The organism is Myxococcus sp. CA033, from assembly GCF_013336625.1.
Lineage (GTDB): Bacteria > Myxococcota > Myxococcia > Myxococcales > Myxococcaceae > Myxococcus > Myxococcus llanfairpwllgwyngyllgogerychwyrndrobwllllantysiliogogogochensis.
In genome coordinates, this window is record NZ_JABUMU010000002.1 from 831,745 (window position 1) to 851,955 (window position 20,211).

General features: G+C 69.5%; 15 protein-coding genes. 6 read left to right on the forward strand and 9 right to left on the reverse strand.

Annotation, left to right across the window (positions count from 1 at the left end):
* A complete protein-coding gene (locus HUA78_RS09235) occupies positions 1 to 966 on the reverse strand; it encodes an AraC family transcriptional regulator (RefSeq protein ID WP_141642164.1) in 966 nt (321 codons plus the stop codon).
* Positions 967 to 1,064: 98 nt separating this feature from the next.
* Between HUA78_RS09235 and HUA78_RS09240 the strand changes: the two genes are divergently transcribed.
* Together HUA78_RS09240 and HUA78_RS09245 are read left to right on the forward strand one after the other, a co-directional pair.
* Positions 1,065 to 2,048 (forward strand): NADPH:quinone oxidoreductase family protein, encoded by a 984-nt coding sequence (locus HUA78_RS09240; RefSeq protein ID WP_174460788.1) that lies wholly within the window; start codon positions 1,065 to 1,067, stop codon positions 2,046 to 2,048.
* 129 nt (positions 2,049 to 2,177) lie between these two features.
* Complete coding sequence (locus HUA78_RS09245) at positions 2,178 to 4,469, forward strand: discoidin domain-containing protein (RefSeq protein ID WP_174476091.1); 2,292 nt, start codon at positions 2,178 to 2,180, stop codon at positions 4,467 to 4,469.
* Positions 4,470 to 4,494: 25 nt separating this feature from the next.
* Here HUA78_RS09245 and HUA78_RS09250 read toward each other — a convergent pair whose 3' ends face one another.
* The gene (locus tag HUA78_RS09250; RefSeq protein ID WP_174476198.1) at positions 4,495 to 6,903 is read right to left on the reverse strand and encodes an MASE1 domain-containing protein; all 2,409 of its coding nucleotides are present in this window, start codon (positions 6,901 to 6,903) and stop codon (positions 4,495 to 4,497) included.
* A gap of 263 nt (positions 6,904 to 7,166) precedes the next feature.
* Here HUA78_RS09250 and HUA78_RS09255 point away from each other — a divergent pair, with 263 nt between their 5' ends.
* Positions 7,167 to 7,388 (forward strand): hypothetical protein, encoded by a 222-nt coding sequence (locus HUA78_RS09255; protein WP_141642167.1) that lies wholly within the window; start codon positions 7,167 to 7,169, stop codon positions 7,386 to 7,388.
* 64 nt (positions 7,389 to 7,452) lie between these two features.
* Here HUA78_RS09255 and HUA78_RS09260 read toward each other — a convergent pair whose 3' ends face one another.
* The 7 genes from HUA78_RS09260 to HUA78_RS09290 all read right to left on the reverse strand — a co-directional run bounded on the left by HUA78_RS09260 (position 7,453) and on the right by HUA78_RS09290 (position 12,463).
* Entirely contained in the window at positions 7,453 to 8,427 is a 975-nt protein-coding gene (locus tag HUA78_RS09260) for a hypothetical protein (RefSeq protein WP_371745531.1), read from the reverse strand.
* Positions 8,424 to 8,843, reverse strand: a complete 420-nt coding sequence (locus tag HUA78_RS09265; RefSeq protein WP_174464589.1) for a hypothetical protein — start codon at positions 8,841 to 8,843, stop codon at positions 8,424 to 8,426. The genes HUA78_RS09260 and HUA78_RS09265 overlap by 4 nt, the downstream gene beginning before the upstream one ends.
* Positions 8,844 to 8,987: 144 nt before the next feature.
* A complete protein-coding gene (locus HUA78_RS09270; protein WP_174464590.1) occupies positions 8,988 to 9,596 on the reverse strand; it encodes a putative glycolipid-binding domain-containing protein in 609 nt (202 codons plus the stop codon).
* Between the two features lie 160 nt (positions 9,597 to 9,756).
* Entirely contained in the window at positions 9,757 to 10,416 is a 660-nt protein-coding gene (locus tag HUA78_RS09275) for an HAD family hydrolase (protein ID WP_141642170.1), read from the reverse strand.
* Between the two features lie 84 nt (positions 10,417 to 10,500).
* Complete coding sequence (locus HUA78_RS09280) at positions 10,501 to 11,079, reverse strand: biopolymer transporter ExbD (protein WP_141642171.1); 579 nt, start codon at positions 11,077 to 11,079, stop codon at positions 10,501 to 10,503.
* Positions 11,080 to 11,103: 24 nt separating this feature from the next.
* The gene (locus tag HUA78_RS09285; RefSeq protein WP_141642172.1) at positions 11,104 to 11,592 is read right to left on the reverse strand and encodes a biopolymer transporter ExbD; all 489 of its coding nucleotides are present in this window, start codon (positions 11,590 to 11,592) and stop codon (positions 11,104 to 11,106) included.
* Between the two features lie 130 nt (positions 11,593 to 11,722).
* Positions 11,723 to 12,463, reverse strand: a complete 741-nt coding sequence (locus tag HUA78_RS09290; RefSeq protein ID WP_141642173.1) for a MotA/TolQ/ExbB proton channel family protein — start codon at positions 12,461 to 12,463, stop codon at positions 11,723 to 11,725.
* A 322-nt stretch (positions 12,464 to 12,785) separates the two neighbouring features.
* Between HUA78_RS09290 and HUA78_RS09295 the strand changes: the two genes are divergently transcribed.
* The 3 genes from HUA78_RS09295 (at position 12,786) to HUA78_RS09305 (ending at position 20,205) form a co-directional block, all read left to right on the forward strand.
* Entirely contained in the window at positions 12,786 to 13,673 is an 888-nt protein-coding gene (locus HUA78_RS09295; RefSeq protein ID WP_174454006.1) for a general secretion pathway protein GspE, read from the forward strand.
* 247 nt (positions 13,674 to 13,920) lie between these two features.
* Positions 13,921 to 15,012, forward strand: a complete 1,092-nt coding sequence (locus HUA78_RS09300; RefSeq protein WP_174464591.1) for a bifunctional methionine sulfoxide reductase B/A protein — start codon at positions 13,921 to 13,923, stop codon at positions 15,010 to 15,012.
* A 171-nt stretch (positions 15,013 to 15,183) separates the two neighbouring features.
* Positions 15,184 to 20,205: a hypothetical protein gene (locus HUA78_RS09305; RefSeq protein WP_174476092.1), complete on the forward strand. Its 5,022-nt coding sequence runs from the start codon at positions 15,184 to 15,186 to the stop codon at positions 20,203 to 20,205.
* The last annotated feature ends 6 nt before the right edge of the window (positions 20,206 to 20,211 follow it).

Sequence of the window (20,211 nt, forward strand, 5' to 3'; positions counted from 1 at the left end):
TCAGGCCTGTCGGCGAAACGCGCCCGGTGTCATGCCCACCCAGCGCCGGAACGCCTTGCCGAAGGAGCTCTCCGTCTCGTAGCCCACGGCACGAGCCACCTCCGCCATCGCGACGTCCCGGCCGCGCATCAGCACCATGGCCCGGTGCATTCGCCACCGGCCGATGTACGCCAGCGGCGCTTCACCCACGAGCGACTTGAAGCGCTCCGCGAACACCGAGCGCGACATGCCGGCGAGCCGGGCGAGCCCCTCCAGCGTCCACGGGGCCTCGGGATTCTCGTGGACGCGCTGGAGCACCGCGCCGATGCGCGGGTCGACGAGCGCTCGCAGCCAGCCGCCCTCCCCAGAGGACGACTCCAGGTGCGCGCGCAAGGCCTGCACGAAGAGGACATCCGCGAGTCGGCTCACCACCGTCTCATGGCCCGGCTGCCTGGCCTCGATTTCGGAGGCCACGAAGCGCAGCGTCGACTCCAGCCACCTCGGGGACTTGGGGTCATCCGCCCGGACGTGGAGCAGCGTCGGCAGGTGCCTTACCAACGGGCTGAGTGTCTCGCCCTCGAAGGTGAAGGAGCCCACCACCAGCGTCACCGCCTCGCCGCCCCCGCCGTAGTGCAACAGGCCTCCGCAGCGAATGGGCGTTCGCGTCGCATAGACCTCCGCGATGGGAAGCACGCGCGTGCCACGGCGGTCCTTCAAGGTGAACTTCACGTTGGCGGGGACGAAGACGAAGTCTCCGCCCGCGAGTGACAGCTCCCGCTCGTCCGTGGACAGCAGGCAGCTGCCGCGCATCACCGCGTAGAAGAGCGGGAGCGGAGAGCCGTCGATGCGCATGCCCCACGGGGCCGTCAGCTCGTAGCGCGCGTGCACACGGCTGCGCAGGTGCACGCCCTGGAGCACGTCCGCGAGGACATCGAGCCCGGGCTTTTCGCCGGACGGTTGGACGAGAGAAACGGACTTCTGGCGCATGTTCGTCCTTTCACCCAGGACTATAGGTCCACTCACGCGGCGGGCGAGGAAGCACGAGCCTCCCTACCCCACGGCCCGCCGTCCAGGAGACAGACCTCATGAGAGCCATTCGCCTGCACAAGTTCGGCGGACCCGAGGAGTTGCGCCTCGACGACGTGCCCACCCCCACCCCAGGAGAGGGCGAGGTGCGCATCCGCGTGCACGCCGCGGGACTCAACTTCACCGACATGGGCCAGCGGGAGGGCCGCATGCCCGGTACGCCGCCGCTGCCCTTCGTCCCGGGCCTGGAGGCCGCTGGAGTCGTGGATGCCGTGGGACCTGGCGTCCAGGGCCTCACGAAAGGAACGCGCGTCGTCGCCGTCCTCCCCAATCAAGGGGCCTTCGCGGGATACGCCATCGCGCCGACGGCGACCGTGCTCGCCCTTCCCGACGCGGTCTCCTTCGAGCAGGCGGTCTGCCTGCCCGCGCAGGCCCCCACCGCGCTGCTCGGACTGAGGGAGGGTGCGCGGCTGCGTGAGGGCGAGTCCGTCTACATCCCGTCGGCCGCGGGAGGAGTGGGGACGTTCCTCGTGCAGTTCGCGAAGCGGATGGGAGCGGCACGCATCATCGGTGGCGTGAGCCAGGACGCCAAGCGGGACGTCGTCCTGCGTCTGGGAGCGGACGCGGTCGTGGACACGTCCCAGCCGGACTGGCCCGCCCGGGTCCGCGAGGCCACGGGTGGACTCGGCGCGGACATCGTCTTCGTGGCGGGCGGCGGAGAGCTTCCCGGCAGGAGCCTTCAGGCCCTCGCCTTCCGGGGACGGCTGGTGCTGTTCGGCGCGGAGAGCATGTTCGACACGCAGTGGAGCCGGGAACAGATGACCGGAATGCTGGCCCAGAACCAGGCCATCATCGGCTTCGCCACCTTCACCCTTCCCTTCGAACTGAGGCAGGCGGCGCTCCGTGAAGCGCTCTCGCTCGTCGAGCGAGGTCAACTCCAGGCGGTCATCGGACAGACCTTCCCGCTCGAAGCAGTCGCCCAGGCACATCGAGTGATGGCGGAGCGGAGCACCACCGGCAAGGTCGTCATCCGCATCGACTGAGCGTCCAGGCCCGCACCAGGGCCCGACTCAATACGGTATCACAGAAACTAGAACATCGCGGCTGCCAGTGTACCTCGCACTCACTCCTGGATTAAACAGGATTTGTATTCCTGTCTGGGAGGTCTCACCTTGAACAAGAAGTTCATCAAGTGGGGGAGCTGTGTCGGCGCCCTGGTGCTGTCGGCTTGCGGCGAAGCACCGGGTGCGGCCGAGGTGTCCTCGAGGGCCTCGGCGCTGGACGATGGGCTCGTCAATGTCACCTTGAACAAGCCCGCGACGGCGTCCCATACCCAGTTGGACCCTCAGCATTTCCTTCCACAGTACGCGGTGGATGGAAACATCACGTCGGACGACTCGCGGTGGTGCACGGGTGAGTACATCTATGCGCCGCGATATCTCGACATCGACCTGCAGGGGACGTTCGACCTGCACCGCGCGGAGGTCTACACGGGCTACCAGAGCACGAAGCCCATCGCGAACTTCGACCTGCTCTACCATGACGGGACGTCCTGGCAGCCCATCCCTGGCGCGGCCAGGACGGGCAACACCAGCGTGGCGGTCTCCACGACGTTCACCCAGGTGGTGCGCGGTCAGAAGGTCCGCTTCCTCTGCAACGAGCCCGGCACCTCGAACTGCCGCGTGAAGGAGGTCTGGGTCTTCGGTGCGCCCGCCACCCCTGGCGCCAATCAAGCGCCCGTGGCCAACGCGGGCGCGGACCGGAGCCTGGTGCTTCCCACGTCCAGCCTCACGCTCACCGGAACGGGTACGGATGCGGACGGCACCATCGCTTCCTACGCGTGGACCCAGGTCAGCGGCACCACCGCGACCCTGAGCGGCGCGAGCACCGCCACGCTGGCCGTCAGTGGGCTTTCGGCGGGGACGTTCGTCTTCCGCCTCACTGTCACGGACGACGACGGAGCGACCCACTCCGACGACGTGACTGTAACTGTCACCAACGCCCCGCCAAACCAGGCGCCCGTGGCCAACGCGGGCGCGGACCGCACCGTGGTGCTGCCCAACGCGGGCATCACCCTCACGGGCTCGGGCACGGACTCGGATGGCAACATCGCGTCCTATTCGTGGACCCAGGTGAGCGGCCCCACGGCCTCACTGAGTGGCGCGAACACCCCGTCACTCTCCGTCAGCGGGCTCGCCGTCGGCACGCTGGTCTTCCGCCTCACCGTCACCGATGACGATGGCGCGACTCACGCGGACACCGCGACGGTGACCGTCACGAACGCCAGCACCCTCACCAACGTGGCGCGACTCAAGCCGGCTGTCGCCATGCACACCAGCGGCTCGAACGTCGCGGCGCGCGCCACCGATGACAACCTCTCCACCCGCTGGGAGTCCGTCTACGCCAACAAGCCAGGCACCTATCTCGACGTCGACCTCCAGGGTGCCTACGAAATCCACAGCGCGGAGGTGCATCTGTCCTTCTCCACGGACTCCTCCGCCGCGATGACGAACTTCGACCTCCAGGCATGGGATGGTGGCTGCTGGAAGACCATTCCCGGCTCCTCCGTGCGGAACAATCCGGGGGCCACCACCCTCAAGAACGTGACCTTCACCGCACCCGTCATCGCCAGCAAGGTTCGCCTGCTCTGCCTGGACAGCGATGGGGACGAAAACGAGCCCTGCCTCGTGCGGGAACTGAAGGTCATGGGCAAGCCCGCCACCACGTCTACGGGCCCCCTTGCCTGCACCGCCGGAGAGCAGATCGCCGTGCGCGACTCGCGCTACTCGTACGCGCTGTTCCTCCCCTCTGGCTACAACGCGGACCGGAACGCTCGCTGGCCCCTCATCATTTCGCTCCCTGGGACCGGCGGCGTGATGCTCACGAATGACCACCTGTCGGTGTCCAGCAACGCGGAGGGCCTCGCCTGGAATCTGAACTCCAGCACCTATCGCGCGAGCTTCGGCGCCATCGCCGTGTCCCTCCACTACTGGAAGGCCGGCCGCAGTGGGGATGCCTACTTCACCGTGAGCACCGTCATGGCGATGCTCGAGGACCTGAAGCGGGACTACCTGGTGGACACGGACCGCGTGTACTTCACCGGCTTCAGCGGCGGCGCCAACGTCCTCTACGACTCCGCCGGCCTTCCCGTCTACATGTCGAAGGTCGCCGCCTTCGTCCCCATCGCCGTCACTGGCACGCCCACGAACGTCGCCAACATCTGCAACCTGCGCACCCTGCCCACCTGGCCCTTCCATGGGGGCTCGGACTCCCAGGGTGGAGCGGACAAGTCGACAGGACTGAAGACGATGCTGGAGACGCAGTGCGGAGGCACCACCAGCGCGATGCTCAGCCCCACCGTCTATCCCGGCGTGGGCCACTCGAACACGCTGTGGCAGAACGCCTACGCGACGCCCGCCCTCTGGACCTGGCTCTTCCAGCAGCGCATCAGCAACCGGCAGTAACCGCTTCCGCCGGGTGGCGCCGCCCTCAGTGGCGTGCGCCGCCCGCGCGGGCGACTACGGGCCCGTCGTCCTCGTCTTGAGCGGCGAGCGTATCCAGCGCCGCGTCCACCGAGGCCATCAGCACCTCCGGCCGCACGGGCTTCTCCAACACGAGGTTCGGCACCGTCTCGATGAAGTCCCGCGTCTCCGCCGTGTACGCCCCGCCGGAGATGAACACCATCCGCCGCGTCAACTCCGGCGCCACCACGCCCAGCCGTCGGTAGAGCGTGGCGCCATCGACCTCCGGCATCTGCAAGTCACACAGGATGACGTCGTAGCGATGCCCCGCCGACACCAGCGCCAGGGCCTCGCTGCCTCGCGTCGTCATCACGACGTCGTGGTACGGCTCGAGCAACAGCCGCATCGACTGCGCCAGCCGGGGCTCGTCATCCACCACGAGCACGCGCCCACGTCGGCCCGTGGAGGGCACCGCGGGCTTTCCACGCGCCACCGGCCGGGGTGGCACCTCCATCTGCACCGGCGCCGCGGGCAGCAGCACGGTGAAGACGGAGCCCTTGCCCTCCTCGCTGCGCACCTCCAGCTCGCCGCCGTGCGTGCGGACAATCTGCTGACAGATGGCCAGGCCCAACCCGGTGCCTTCCCCAGTGGGCTTGGTGGTGAAGAAGGGCTCGAAGATGCGCGCCATCACCTGCGCGGAGATGCCCATGCCCGTGTCCACCACGTCCACGCGGGCCCGGCCCGATGCGTCCGTGCTGGTGCGCACGCGTACCTCGTGCAGCGTCGGATTGCCCTCGGGCACCGCCTGCATCGCGTTGACGAGCAGGTTGAGCAGCACCTGCCCCAGCCGCGCCTCGCTGCCCAGCACCTTCGGCACCGGGCCGAACTCCTCCACCAGCCGCGCGCGGTGGCGTAGCGCATGGCTGATGATTCGCACCGCCGGAGGCACCAGCGCGTTGAGGTCCACCAGCGTCCGGTCCTGGTCTCCCTGACGGCTGAACACCTGCAGGTCGCGGACGATGAGGCGGATGCGCTCGGCGCCCTCCAGCGCGCCGCGCACGCTCGACTGCGCGTCCCGCTGCCCCAGCATCCCGCCTTCCGACAGCGCGCGCGTGGCGGCTTCCAGGTTCAACACCAGGTAGGCCAGCGGGTTGTTGATTTCGTGCCCCACTCCGGCCGCCAGCGTCCCCACCGCGGCGACACGCTCGGCCGCCACCAGTCGCGCCTGGAGTTCCTTGGTGGCGGTGATGTCCCGGTGGGTCGCCACGAAGTGCGACACGTCTCCGCCCGTGGCGCGCACCGGCGACAGCAGCACCTCCGTCGAGACGAGGCGGCCATCCTTGCGCGGCACCGTCACCTCCACGCAGAGCGACTCGCCCGCCAGCAACGCCGCGTTCAGGCGCTGGCACAGCCGGGGGTCCTGCTCCCCATACATCTTGCACGGGTCCTGCTCCACCAGCTCTTCCGGAGGCCGGCCCAGCAACAGGCTCAGCGCCTCGTTGGCGAACACGGTCCGCAGCCTGCCGGGGCCCTCCACCTCCGCGATGAAGACCCCCTCGTGCACACCCCTCACGGTGGTGGCGAGCAGTTGGAGCTTCTCCACCGCGCGCCGTCGCTCCTCGCTCGCCGCCGCCAGCAACTGCCCCGTCACCGCGTTGACGACGACGAAGAGCTGGAGCACGAGCAGGTCCTGCGCCACGTTGCCCGAGGAGAACGGCCCCTGCCCTCGCACCGTGCCGAAGATGGCGACCGTGGAGATGGCCAGGGTCGCCGCCGCCGCGCCCCGAGGCCCGAAGCGCAACGCCGCCATCGCCGACATCGGGAAGAGCAGGAAGCTGGCCGCGTGCGCGAAGCCGGGCTGCGCGTTCCGGAAGAGGAAGACGCTCGCGCCCAGCACGGTGGTCAGCCCCGCCAGCGCCACCGCCTCGCCCAGCCGGTGCGGCCAGGTGGGGCGGCTCAGCAACAAGAGCGGCGGCGCCACGACGAGCACGCCCATCAAGTCCCCCACCCACCACACCCAGACCGCGCGGCCCAACAGCTCCCACGGCAGCGCGCCACCCAACAGCAGGCACAGCGGCCCCACCAGCGAGCTCACACCGGTACAGACCGCACCCGCGCCCACGCAGAGCACGACGACGTCACGGATGCGTGACAGGTCCGAGCCCATGCGCAGACGCCGCGTCAGCGCCGCCCCCAGCACGGTGGCCAGCGTGTTCCCCGCCGCCACCCCCAGGGCCACCGACAGCGGCACCCCCGTGGACGCGGTCGCCAGGAACGCGCCGATGAAGATGCCGGGCCACAGCAGGGGACCGCGCAGAATCAGCGCCGCCAGCGCCACCCCCGTGGGCGGCCAGACAGGGCTGACATTTCCTCCCACGGTGGACAGGGACAGGCCGAGCCGGGCGACGGCGAGATAAACGCCCGCCAGGACAAGCATCTCCAAGAGATGCCGTCCGCGAAGCGCGCGTGCGCTGGCTCGAATCAGCCCGATGATGATGACCGTCCCCCCGGTAGACCCGTCCGCCGACCCGGCGGGTTCACAAAGTGGAGTGCATGGTAGCGGGCCAGGCCCGGTATTGCACCTTCCCCCCGTCGCGCAGGGCAGGCAAGCGTCCAGGAGCCGATAGGTCGGAAGCTCCGGCGGATGCAATCACTTCGGCGGGGGTGCGTAGGGAAGAACAAGGAGGAGGTACCTAGACGATGTCGCGACCCGGAATCGCAGCCCTGCTGTCCTTTCTGATCCCCGGTGTGGGGCAGATCTACAACGGCGACATTCTGCGCGGTGTCTTCTGGCTCATCGTCACCCCGGGCTTCTGGATTGGCACCGGAGGGTGCCTGGGCTGGGTGTGCCACATCATTTCCGCCGCCACCGCGCACAACCGGGCGGAGGACAAAGAGAAATACCGCGTGACCATCGTCTAGCGACGAGGCTCGCGGGGCGCGGGGCGGCTCACAGGGGTGGTCGGCCCGCGCTTTTTTCTTCCGCTCAGCGAGAGAACAGCAGGATGAACGTGGGTATCGCGGCGACCAGCACACCCGCGATGAGCGCGAGCACCTGCTGCACGAAGAACACGTCCTCCAGCGTCTCCACCAGCGCGCCCTCCAGCCGGTCCACGGCGAGCGTCTCCAGTCCTCGCACCGCCGTCGCGGTGTCGGGCGCGGTGAGCACCGTGCGCAGGGCGACGGCGCCCAGGACACGGTAGGACTGCTCCATGAGGAAGCGCTCCAGGCGCTCCGTGCGGGAGGGCGGCCCGGTGCGCTCCTCGGGAAGCTCGCGCAGTTGCTCGGCCACGGAGTGCTCGATGGCTTGGATCAGCTCCTTGCGACCGAGCGGCCCCGTGCTTCGCAAACGCCGGGCGACATGGAGCGCGGCGGGCTTGAGCACCGCGTAGGCGTACCCCATCCAGCCGCGCTCCTGTGCCTCCTGGGCGAGCCGCGAGCCGACCCCGTTGAGCATCAGGGCGTACCCACCCGCCAGGGCCAGCGCGAACGGCGTGAGCCCCAGGCTGAGGGCTTCCAGCCAGCCAGGTGTCGGCGGCATGCCGAGCCAGCGCGGCGCCAGGACGAAGGTCCCCGCCAGGGCGAGCCCGAAGGCGCCGAAGAGGAAGAAGCCCTTCACCGCGCCCCACAGGCCCGAGCCCAGCAACGCGGGCACCACGCCCACGAGCATCCGCAATCCCGCGCGCGCCACGTCCTTCATGACGCGGCGCTGGTTCGTGGGAGGGGCCTCGGTCATTGGGTCCGGCTCGGACGACGTCGACACCGCGTCCAGCGGCTCGGCCGTGGTGCTCACCGCCAGCGTCGAATCACTGGACGGAAGCGCCGTGTCGAGCTGTCCTAAGGGACTCCGCTCCATCGACACCGCATTCACGGCGGCCTCTTCCGCGCCTGGCACTCCCGACGGTGCGGACTGCATCGTCGGAGCCTGGGAGCCCGTGTTCGTTTTCGCGGACGCGCTCACGCCACACGCTCCCGCGGCGACGTGTCCGCGTTCAGCTCCGCCAGGGCCCACCGGTCCACGTCCTCCGGCGACGGAGCCGGTGGCAGTGGCACCTTCACGTCCCGCCGCCTGCGCCACCACAGCAGGAGCGCCGCGCCTCCCAGGAGAACCGCGCCCAGCATGAGCCGAGGCAACAGCCACGCCATCGTCCCGGGACGCGGGGACTCACGCTCCGCCCACCAGGCATTCCAGCTCCCCGAGACCGCGAGCACTGCGGGAAACAGGGCTGCTGTCACCAGCGCCTTCTGCCCGGGGCCCGGAACGAGCGCCATCAGCCCGAGCCACACCGCGGCGATCCACAGCAGCATCCGGCCGAGGCGGAACTTCGACAAACTCAGCAGGACATTCGCACCGGGCGGAGGGCCCTGGGTGTTCAAGTGATGCACCTCACGGCCCCATCGTAAGGGCCGGGGGCGAGGGGTGAAAGCCACGGCCCGTGCACACGGCTCCGGGCCCGGGACGCACCGATTCCGACGCACTCCTCCGTCCAGCCGTCGACGCAGGGCTAGAACCCAGGCGCCTCAGCGCGACGTGACGGCGACGCGCTCCCATGCGGGCGGGTAGCGCGTCACCAGGCCCAGCTCATCCGTCTCCAGCTCGGCGACGAAGCTGCCGCCCCGGCTCTCGTACCGGAAGCGCGTGGGCGACAGCCGCGTGTAGCGCTGCGGCAGCGGCAACAGCGCCAGGTCCGGCATGCGCACCCATGCGGCGGTCACGTCGCTCGACTGCCCCACTTCCAACGACAGCCGACGGATGGGCAACGTGTTCGTCGAGGGCGTGAAGCCCAGGTCCACGTCCGTGCAGCCCCGAAACTGGGGGACCTCCTCGTCGCCGCGCCACCACCGCCGCTGCTCGTCCGCACGGAGGACGAGCGACTGTGACGTGCCGCCCCGGCGCAGCAGGATGCGCGCCTCCCGGGTCAGCCATCGTGAGTCGCACGCGACGGTGTACTCCGCGAGGAAGGGCGCCCCCTCCTCCGCGACCACCACGGAGCCCGCCAGCTCCCAGCCACCGTCGAGTTCACGCAGCTCGCAGTACTCGCTCCCGGGCTGGTCCTGGCGCGTCCATTGCCACGCGCGGAGACACCGCCGCTTCGAGTCCGGGTTCGCATCGCCCAGGGGAAAGGTCATGAGGAGAGCTCGCGGAAGAAGAGCGTCGGCGCCTCGCCGAAGTCGAGTGGACCCTAGGCATCGACGGCCGGGTCGTCTTGCTCATTCTTGCGCTCATTGTTCGCGAGCACACCCCGCCCGTGCTGGCCGTGTCCCCGCCGCCCGAGACACGCGGCCCCGCTCAGACGCTCGCCGAGCGAAGCGCCGTGAGCAGCTCCTGGGCCGTCGTGGCCACCGCACGCGCACCATGCGCATGCAGCTCCTCCGCGTCCCGGAAGCCCCACGTCACGCCCACGCCGTACATGCCCGCCGCGCGCGCCGTGTCCATGTCCACGGCCGTGTCGCCCACGAAGCCGCACACGCCAGGGGCCAGCTCCAGCTCCGCCGCCATCCCCAGCACCGCCGTCGGGTCCGGCTTGCGAGGCACGCCCGGCCGCTCGCCGTACACCCGCGCGAAGGCCACACCCGGCAACAGCCGCTCCACCAGTCGCTTCACGAAGCTGTCCGACTTGTTGCTCAGCACGCCCATCACCACGCCCTCTTCCGCGAGCGTCGCCAGCAGCGCGGGGATGCCGGGGTAGGACGCCGTCCTATCGAAGAGGTGCTCGTCGTAGTACGCGCGATACGTCTCCAGCACCGGCGCGGCCAGGTCCTCGCGGCCCGCGGGCACCGCCCTGCGCGCCAGCTCCCTGACTCCCTCACCGACGAAGCGGCGATAGGCGGACTCTGGATGCGTGGGCAGGCCGTGGTGCGCCAGCGCGTGGTTCATCGCGTCGGCGATGTCCCCCAGCGAATCCACCAAGGTCCCATCAAGGTCGAAGAAGACGGCACGAAGCTGCATGAGATGAGGTCTCCGGAAAAAACAAAAACGCCCCGGCCGAAAGGGCCAGGGCGTTCAGGGCTTCGAGGCCCATTCAGCAATCGCTCAGGGCGTGACGGCCGCGGTGGTGGCGTCGTCCGGTCCGGCGACGGTCATCACCGCGAAGTTGATGTTGTTGTAGCCGGCCGTGGCGCAGCTGAACATCACCCGCTTGATGATGGCGTACTCCACATCCTTGTGCGCCTGGATGTTGATGTCGCCCTTGAACGTGTTGGCGTCGTCGTTCGCCATCGCGTGCAGGTCCTCGAACTGCTTCTTCATGTCCCGCAGCTTCTCTTCCAGCGCGGGGATGTTGAGGTACTCGTCCTTGGAGAAGTCCTCCACGCGACCGACGATGGTGCCGGACACGCTCACCTGCTCGCCGGACACCATGACGACCGGGTGCATCTCCACTTCCTGGACGTGGACCGCCTCGGGAAGCTGGATGTCCTTGGTCATCATCAGCACCTCACCCGTCGCGGAGAAGTTCGCGATGAGGAAGAGCACGATGATGACGAACATGTCGACCAGCGGGGTGATGAGCAGGTCGGCGTAGCCGTTGCGCTTCCCGTGGACGCCGTGCCCGAACACCTTGGAGTGCTGGAGGCGCTTGCCAAACCGCTTGCCTGGAACCTTGATGGCCATGACTGAGAGTGGCTCCGTGCTCGGCTAGCCCATCGCCGCGGACACCGACACCTGGGGCAACCCAGAGCCGATGCACTCGTCGATGATGCGGACCAGGTCCTCGTAGCGGACCTTGTCTTCGGGCTGAAGGGTGATGGCTGTCTGGTCCGGAAGCTGCGCCTTCAACTCCTTGAAGCGCGCCACCAGCTTGGACAGGTCCGTCTTGCCCTTGCCGTCCTTGGTGAGGGGGATGGGGTCGAACGTGCTCTGGTCCGCCGACAGCCGAAGCTCCGACGGGGTGATGAGCAGCGTCAGTTGAACCGTCTTGGTCTCCGTCGGCGGCTGCTCCTCCTCCGTGGAGGGACCTCCCGCCTGGGAAACTTGAAGTCGGCCAATCTGAGTCCAGACCGCCGTCATGATGAGGAAGCTGATGGTCACTGCCATCAGGTCGATGAATGCGGTCAGGTTGATGGCGGTATCGAGCGGCTTCTTGCCACCCTTACCACCTTGCCCTGTGTCCATTCCGCCGGCCATGGCGTTCTCCTCCTACGGCCCCGCGCGGTGAAGCGCGGCAAGAGACTGAAAGGGGCGCGCCGTTGTCCCCACGCTATGTGGGGGACAGGACAGCGCGCCCGGGTTCCGGGTTCCCTCCAGGGAGCCCGACTCAGTCGTCGTGGTGGTCCCGAGCGGCGGGGACGTTCAGGTTCTTGAACTTGTCCTTGTTCGCCACGATGAGGTTCAGCACGGAGACGCTGGTCTCGTTGATGTCGTTCACCAGCGACTGGGTGCGGCCCATCAGCACGGAGAAGGCGATGAGGCACGGAATGGCCGTCACCAGCCCGAAGCCCGTGCAGTTCATGGCTTCGGAAATACCGTTGGCGAGAATGGTCGCCTTGTCGGCCGGGTTCACGTTCGCCACGGCCTCGAAGCAGGAGATGAGACCCGACACGGTGCCGAGCAGACCGGCGAGCATGGCCGCGTTGCCGAGCATCGCCAGGTAGCCGCTGCGGGCCTCCAGGCGGGGCGTCTCGCGCAGGGTGGCCTCGTCCAGCGCCGCCTGCACTTCGTCCTGGCCCTTGGGGACGTTCATCAGGCCGGCCTTGATGACGCTCGTCAGCGGCGTCGACTTCTGGCCCGCCACGTAGTTGATGGCCTTGTCCAGGTCACCCGCGTAGATGTGCTTCTTGAGTCCACGGAGGAAGGCTTCCTTGTTGATGGACGCCTTGCCGAAGAGAATGATCGTGCGCTCGACCATGATGGACAGGGCCACCACGAGACAAGCGGCGATGGGATACATACCCCACTGACCGGCCTCCCAGCGCCTGGCGACCTCTTCGAAGAAGCCCCGCTCGGGACCACCAGCGTTCGCGAGCACGGCCAGATTCGTCAAAAACCCCAGGTTCATCGCGTCTTGCCTCCACGGCGGCTTGGCCCGGCGCTCCGGACCTTCCAGAACCTGTCGCCCCCCCGGGCGTGCGCCCCAGATGTATGGGCGGCAGGAATGGATGTTGAAAACGGTGGTGCCGACTTTAGGAATGGCTGTCTGGGGTGTCAAGGCAGGGGCCCTGGCGTTAAGTGCTGAAATCTCACAGGAATTTTGCGCTGGAGTACCCCTTGCCAGCATGGACTCCAGGCAGCAGTACGGGCCTTTTGGGGGGCTTCCCAAGAAGGGGGCGTTGTGTCAGCGCGCGCTTCCGAGCCCAGGGAACGCATGCTAATGCCGGCGCATGGCGAGGAAGCGCATTGGCGAGCTGCTGCTGGAGCAGCGGGCGATCAGCGTCGCCCAGCTCGAGGCGGGGCTCGCGGCCCACCGGAAGTCAGGGCAGCGGTTGGGGGCGACACTCATCGCCCAGGGAGCGATCACCGAGGCGACGCTTTCGAGCGCGCTGAGTCAGGCGCTCGGGATGCCGCAGGTGGACCTGGCGGCGGTGACTCCGGAGTGGGCGGCGGTGCACATGCTGCGCCCCCGCTTCTGCGAGCAGCACGACCTGTTCCCCATCGCACTGGAGAGCGTGGGCGGGCGGCGGCAGCTCGTCGTCGCGATGAGTGATCCACTCAACGTACCGGCGGTGGAGGAGATCGAGTTCACCACCGGACTCAAGGTGAGCGTGCGCGTGGCGGCGCTGTCCGCCGTGCGGGGCGCCATCCTGCGCTACTACCACAAGGTCCCCGTGGCTCCGGCGAGTGGCACGGCCGCGAAGCCCGCGCCGTCCGCACGCGCGCGCCCCATCGCCGCGCCCGCGGTGAAGCCCGCTGCATCGGCTCCGCCGCCTGGCGAGCCTGGCGAGGACGAGGATGAGGTCATCGTCGGCGAGGAGCTGCCGCCCGGTGAGACGACCCAGCGCACCTCGCTCGCGGAGTTGATCCGCACGCGGGAGGAGCAGCGCAAGCAGAAGCGCGAGCAGGCCGCGGCGAAGCCCAAGCCCGCGTCGGGTGGCGGGGTGCTCGACGACCTGGACTACCTCTTCGGGCAGGCCCGCGAGGACCCAGACCGCGTGGAGGAGCTGGAGCGCAAGTTCTGGGCGCTGATGCGCATCATGGCGCGCAAGGGGCTGCTGTCGAACGAGGAGTTCAGCCGCGAGCTGGACGACGAGGGCGAGGACAAGGGCGGCTGAACCGCGCCGCTCGTGCCCTGGGTGCTGGCGTGACACGGCGGGCTCGGTCGTCCGCCGGCTCGCCTGGGGTATTCGGGGGCGTGGGTGTCGTGGGCTGAAACCGACTTCGGGGCTGGCGCGTAAGGGAGGGAGAACCCCCGCGCGGCGGGCGTGTCCGGAGAGGCTCCAGCCCATGTCGTCCGTCATCGTCACCTCACGCTCTTCCCGTTCCCCTTCCTGGGGCGCGCCAGGGCGCCTGCTGTTATCCATGGCCTTCGCGGTGCTCGCGGCATGCACCCAGGCGAGCGGTGCGGCCACTGGCGGCGCGGGCACGCTCGAAGCAGGGACGCGCTCCACGGCGGGGGATTCCCGCCGCTACGAGAAGCCCGCCGACGCGGAGCTGCGACGCACCCTCTCCCCGACTGCGTACGAAGTGACGCAGAAGGAGGCGACCGAGCCACCGTTCCGCAACGCGTACTGGAACCACCACGAAGAGGGGCTCTACGTCGACGTCGTCACCGGCGAGCCGTTGTTCTCCTCGAAGGACAAGTTTGACTCCGGCACGGGCTGGCCCAGCTTCACGCGTCCGATTGACGCGGCCCACGTGGTGGAGAAGCGGGACTCGAGCCTGGGCATGGCGCGCGTCGAGGTCCGCTCGAGGGCAGGGGATTCCCACCTGGGCCACCTGTTCGACGACGGTCCCCAGCCCACGGGGCAGCGCTACTGCATCAACTCCGCGTCCCTGCGCTTCGTGCCGGTGAACGACCTGGAGAAACAAGGGTACGGCGAGTGGTTGACGCTGTTCGGCCGCAAGCCGGTGAGCGCGACGCCCGCGAAGGTCGACCTGAACAAGGCGCTCGCCGCGTCGGGGGTGACGGAGACGGCGCTGCTGGCGGGAGGTTGTTTCTGGGGGATGGAGGACCTGCTCCGCAAGATTCCGGGCGTGCTCCAGACAGACGTCGGCTACACGGGCGGCGGCCTGGAGAAGCCGACGTATCAAGACGTGAGCTCGGGACGGACGGGACACGCGGAGTCGGTGCGCGTCGTGTTCGACCCGAAGGTGTTGAGCTTCGCCACGCTGCTGGAGGACTGGTTCTTCCGCATGCACGACCCGACGACGCTCAACCGCCAGGGCAACGACGTGGGCACGCAGTATCGCTCGGCCATCTTCGTGCTGTCCGACGAGCAGCGCCGCGTCGCCGAGGAAGTGAAGACCCGCGTCAACGCCTCCGGGAAATGGAAGCGCCCTGTCGTCACCCAGGTGGTTCAAGCAGGCGAGTTCACGCCCGCCGAGAGCTACCACCAGGACTACCTCGTGAAGAATCCAGGCGGATACACCTGCCATTACATGAGGGACTGAGAAACAGGGGCCCCGGCCGAGTGATACAAGTCTCGTATCCCGGGGAAAGCGCGTGGAGGGGCCCGGCTCGCGACACCGAGTCGGGGCGACAGGCGTGTCTCCGAGGCACTCCACGCACGGGGTGATGCTGACTCAAGGCAGGTGATGTGGGAGTGCGGCTATGCTGCGCGGATGATCTGCCCAGTCTGCGCGCGGTTCCGCGACAAGGCATCGGGGGGCGAGTGTCCGGAGTGTGGAGCCACCCTCCAGCCCGTCACCGAGCCGCACTTCGATGCACTCGTCAAGAAGGCCCTCTGGCGACGCATCCAGGACTGGCGTAGCGACGCACTCCTCGATGAGTCGACGGCGCTCCGACTGGAGCAGTCGCTCGACGCGATGGCGACGCCCTTCGATGCCCCCTCTTCCGCGGCCGTTGTCGCCGTGGACGTGCAGGCCGTCGGACACGACACCGTCGTGGCGGAGGCGCAACCACTGGACTCCGCCGCGCGCGTGGAGGCCTGGGCGGATGGCGTCGCGGCATCGGCGCAACGCGCGGGAGGCTGGAGCTTCTTCGGCTGGGGCGCGGCGCTCGCGCGCTCGTTGGATGAGGCCGCGAAGGAGGAGCGAGCGCAGGCGGCGCGGGGGCCGCGAGGAGACAGGGACGCGAGCGAGGACGACCTCGGCTCGGCGCTGGGCTCCGGACAGTCCCTCTTCGCCCGGGACGCCTCGGGTGCGCTCGGTGGCGGACTGGAAGCCGTCGTCGCGCTCGACGCGCAATCGGAGAACACGCCCCGGCTGAACGATTTCATCTGGTGGTTCCTCGGCGCGGTGCTGGTGCTCGGCGGCTCGCTCATGGGCGTCCGCGAGGCGTGGCGGGCGCTGGGTGGCGTGCCTCGACAGCTCCTGGTGACGGGTGCGTTGTGGGGTTACCACGCGGGCTTCATCGGGCTCGGCGTGTTCCTGTCGCGGCGCTCGATGCCCGTGGGCCGCGTCCTGTCGGGCATCGGACTGGCGCTGCTCCCCGTGGCGTTCATCGCGCTGTCCTCGCTGGTGGCGCTGTCGCCCCTTCTGGGCCTTCCCGTCGCGCTCGGGGTCGCCGCGCTGGGGATGGTGCCGTTGAGGTCCGCGGGGAGGCTGTTGCATGGCACGTCCGCGACCGCGCTCGCGGTGGCCCTGTTCCCGTCGCTGCTCGCGGGCCTGCCGCTGATGGGACTCGACGAGGCACCGTGGCTGCGTGTGCTCTGCGCCTCCGCGGGCGTGGTGGCGCTCGGGGCCACGGTGTGGCGTTCGCGAAAGGAGACGTCCGCGAACACGCTGCTCGTCAGCGCGAGCGCGGCGCTCTATGGCGCGCTCTGGCTCGCGGTGTTCGCCGTGTCGAGCGGCCCCTCGGGGTTCGATGACCTGCAACCGGGCGGCGCGCTGTTCGCGGGGATGACGCTCTGGGCACAGGCCATCGCCACGGTCATCGCGGTGGCGGCGACCACGCACTTCGCGCGAGAGGCCCTGCCCCGTGCGAGCGCGGTGCTGGAGACCGTGGCGCACGCGGTGCTGGCCGCGGGCGCGCTCGCGGGAGCCATCACCGCGTTCTCCGTGGGGACCGGTGAAGACCTCCAGGTCGATGGCGCGTCGGCGCTCGCGCCGGTACTCGCCGCCGGGGTCTTCTTCCTGCTGGAGTCGCGGCGTCGGGCCCTGGTGCATCCCGGGGTCATGGCCACGCTCCTCGCGGGAGCGCTGCTCGCGCGGACCCTGGCTCCAGGAGAGCCGGGCTGGTGGGTGTTCGGAGGCGCGGCGGCTGCAGCGGCGCTGATGCTCTCGGCGCGACGAAGCCAGTCCTCGATGCTGAGCATCCGGCTGCTGACGTGGAGCATCGTCAGCACGCTGGTGTCGCTGCCGCTCGTGTCCTGGATGGAGGGCGAGGGCGAAAGCTCACCGTGGCCCCGAGTCTTCACGGGCCTGGTCATCGCCGTGGCCGCGCACCTGGCGGGAGGTTGGCGCTGGCGGGGGCTGCACTACCTGGGCGGAGCCGCCGCGCTGTTCGGCGCACTGGCCTTCGTCGATGGAACCTCGTGGCTCTCGGGTGACTGGAGTCGCCTCGCGGTCTTCGCGCTCGTGAGCGCGCTGTACGGTGTCGCGGGGCTCGTGCAGTACGCGTGGGCCCAGCCGTCGTCGCCCCATGATGCGCTGTTGCCACTGGACGACGTGTCGCTGGTGATGGCCTCGGCGGGAGTGTTCCTCGCCATCGGCGTCGCGCCCGTGCCGCCGGACCTGCTGATGTCCGTCGCCGCGTTGCCGGGCGGGGTGCTCATCGCGCTTCCCACGGCGCTGGTCTCGCTGGAGTTGTTGCTGAGAGCGCGCCGTGACGGCACCCGCATCGTGAGCATCATCGCGGCCACGGGCGTGGCGCTCGTCGTGTCTCAGGTGCTGGGCACCGTCTTCGACTTCGCGTCGGCGCGTTCCGCGCTGGGCTCGGCGGCCGTGGCGTTCGGCTTCGCGCTCTTCGCGACGCTGCGCCCGCCTCCTCCCGTCGTCGACCCGGCGGCGGCTCCTGGCGCGCTTCGCGACTTCTGGGGTCGGGGGGTGTTCGCCCTCGTCCGGTTGCCGCTCGGCGCGCGCGGGCTTTCGCTCTACACGGATGGCTTCGCCACGGCCGCGCTGGTGCAGGCCATCATCGCGACCGTCACCCTGGTCCAGTGGCTCCCCTTCCCCGCCGATGCCGAGCGCGGCACGTGCCTGCTCGCGGGCGGACTGCTCATCCTGACCGCGCTCCTGGCGTTCGTGTCGCGCGGCTTCAAGGACTGGGAGTTGCGAGGCTCGGTGGTGACACTCGCGGCGATGGGCGGGTTCATCGCGCTGACGGCCATCATCAATCGCGCGGGCCATCCCTTGCCGCCGGATGTCGTGGCGCGGCGGCTTCCGCTCATCGGCATCGCGGTCTGGGGCATCGCACTGGCGACGAGGCGCTTCGGCCCGTGGCTGGCGAAGCGGCTGGAGCGACCCTCGCACGGCCCGCTGTACCACGCGGTGCCCCACGTGGGCGTGGCGGCGCTGGCGCTCGTGCTCTTGAAGGGCGCGGTCCTGGTCGGCCTGCCGTCCGCGTCACACGCGCTGGGAATCACGCCTCCGCTGCTGGTGCTCGGCGCGACGGTGCTGGTGCTGCTGCTCGCGACCTCGTTCCGCGCGGTGTTGCTCGCGAACCTGGGGTTGTACCTGGGGCTGGCTGGTGCCGCGCTCTGGGCCGCGAGACAGTCGCTGCTCGGGCCTTCGCTCGTCGCGCTGGCGCCGCCCGATGGCGAGTGGGTGCGCGTGGGCGCCGAGGGCTATCACTGGCTCACGGAAGCGGCGTGGCTCGCGCCCGGCGACAGCGTATTCCTCCTGTGGCAGCGAGCCTTCGCGGGCATCGCCGCCGCGGGGCTCGTCTATGCCGTGGCGTCGCTCAGGGGTCTTCCCGAGCAGTTCCGACACCTGCTGCATCGTCGCTCCGTCACGGCGGTGTGGCTGGTGGGGCTCGCGGCGCTCTTCCAGCCCGGGCTCACCGCGGCGGGCCTCGTCTGCGCGACGGGGGTGGTGTTGTTCGTCGGTGGAGCCCGAGCGCAGGGGCGCGGTGTGCTGGGCGCAAGCATCCTCCTCTTGGTGCATGCGTTGGCGCACCGGGTGGATATCTTCGAGGTATGGCCGGGCCCCGTGCTCGCGCTGGTGGGACTCGCGGTGGTGACAGTGGGCCCGTGGATTGCGCACAAGCGCGGCCTGTCCGAGGGCGCGACGCGCGTCCGCATCCAGCAGGCGATGGCCGTCTATCTCATCGCCGCGACGGTGTACGCGCTGGCGGTGAACGGCACCACGTCGTCGACGCTCGCGGCGCTCAACCTGCTCGGGGAGATGTTCATCGGACTGGGTGGCTCGTGGATGGTGTCGCCGGCCTTCCCGGTGACGCTGTGGCTCATCGCGGCCTCCCTGCTGGTGGCGGCGTTCCGATGGAAGGGCGCGTTCGCATCGCTCGTGGCATCAGCCGGCACCTGGGTGGCGGGCAGCGCGGTGCTGGCTTCGTTCATGGCCGGGTTCACGATTCGCGCGAGCCTCAGCGGCCCCTGGCTGCGCTATGGGGACCTCTTCATCGTCCACGGCGCGGTGCTGGCCCTGGCGTCCGCGGGGGCCGTGGTGGCCCTGCAGACCGCGCAGCGGTGGACACGAGCGCGCCGGGCGGACGTCGCGGTGGGGATGACGTGGGGGCGGGACGCGTGGCTCGTGGCGACGGGGGTGATGCTCGCCGCGCTGGCGGTAAGCGGCAATGCGCCCCAGGAGTCGCTGACGACGGCCATCGCGGCCATCGGGCTGGCGGTGCTGGTGGCGCTGCACTGCGCCTGGGTGGAGCACACCGGGCGGCACGTGTACTTCGTGCAGCTCGCGGTGGTGGGCGTCTACGCGCTCGTGCGCAGCCTGTATGCGCCGGGCCTGCGGGCCGAGCATGACGCCCTCTTCGCGCTGGCGCTGGGCTTCACGCTCGTCGGAGTGACGGTGATGGCGCGACGGGCGGGAGTGCGCCCGGTGGAGGCGGCGACCCGTCGCTTCGCGGCGCTATTGCCCATTGGAATGGCGTTCGTGCTGCCGGGCGAGGCGACGCAGGAGGCGGCGTTGCTCGCGGGTGGCTCGGGGCTCCTGTACGCGGCGCTGGGGGCGGTGGAGCGCAGCCGGATGTTCGGCGCCTTCGCGGCGGCGGCGTGCAACCTGGCGCTGCTCATCGCCGCGCTGGCCTTCGGACTGGAGGGGCTGGAAATCTATCTGGCGCCGCTGGGCTTGTTGCTGCTGATGCTGGGACAGCTCTTCACGGGGAGCCTGCCGCACGCGGCGCGCAACACGGTGCGGATTCTGGGGGGCCTGCTGCTGTACGTGCCCGCGGCGGCGAAGCTGGCGATGCGGGTGGGCGAGTCACCGGACGGCACGTATGCGCTCATCTTCGGCGGCGTCTGCCTGCTGGGCGTCGCGGTGGGGATGGCGTTGCAGATTCGCGCGTACCTCGCGCTGGGCACGCTGTTCCTCACGCTGGACGTGGTGGCCAACCTGCTCGACGCGGGCCTGAGGGACCACCGCATCGGCTTCCTGGTGATGACGCTCACCGGCCTCACCGTCATCGGCGGGCGCGTCCTGACGACCCTGAAGCGCCAGGAATGGGACCTGCTCATGCGAAGGGTGCGCGTGCAGCTCCGGGGATGGGACTGACCGGAC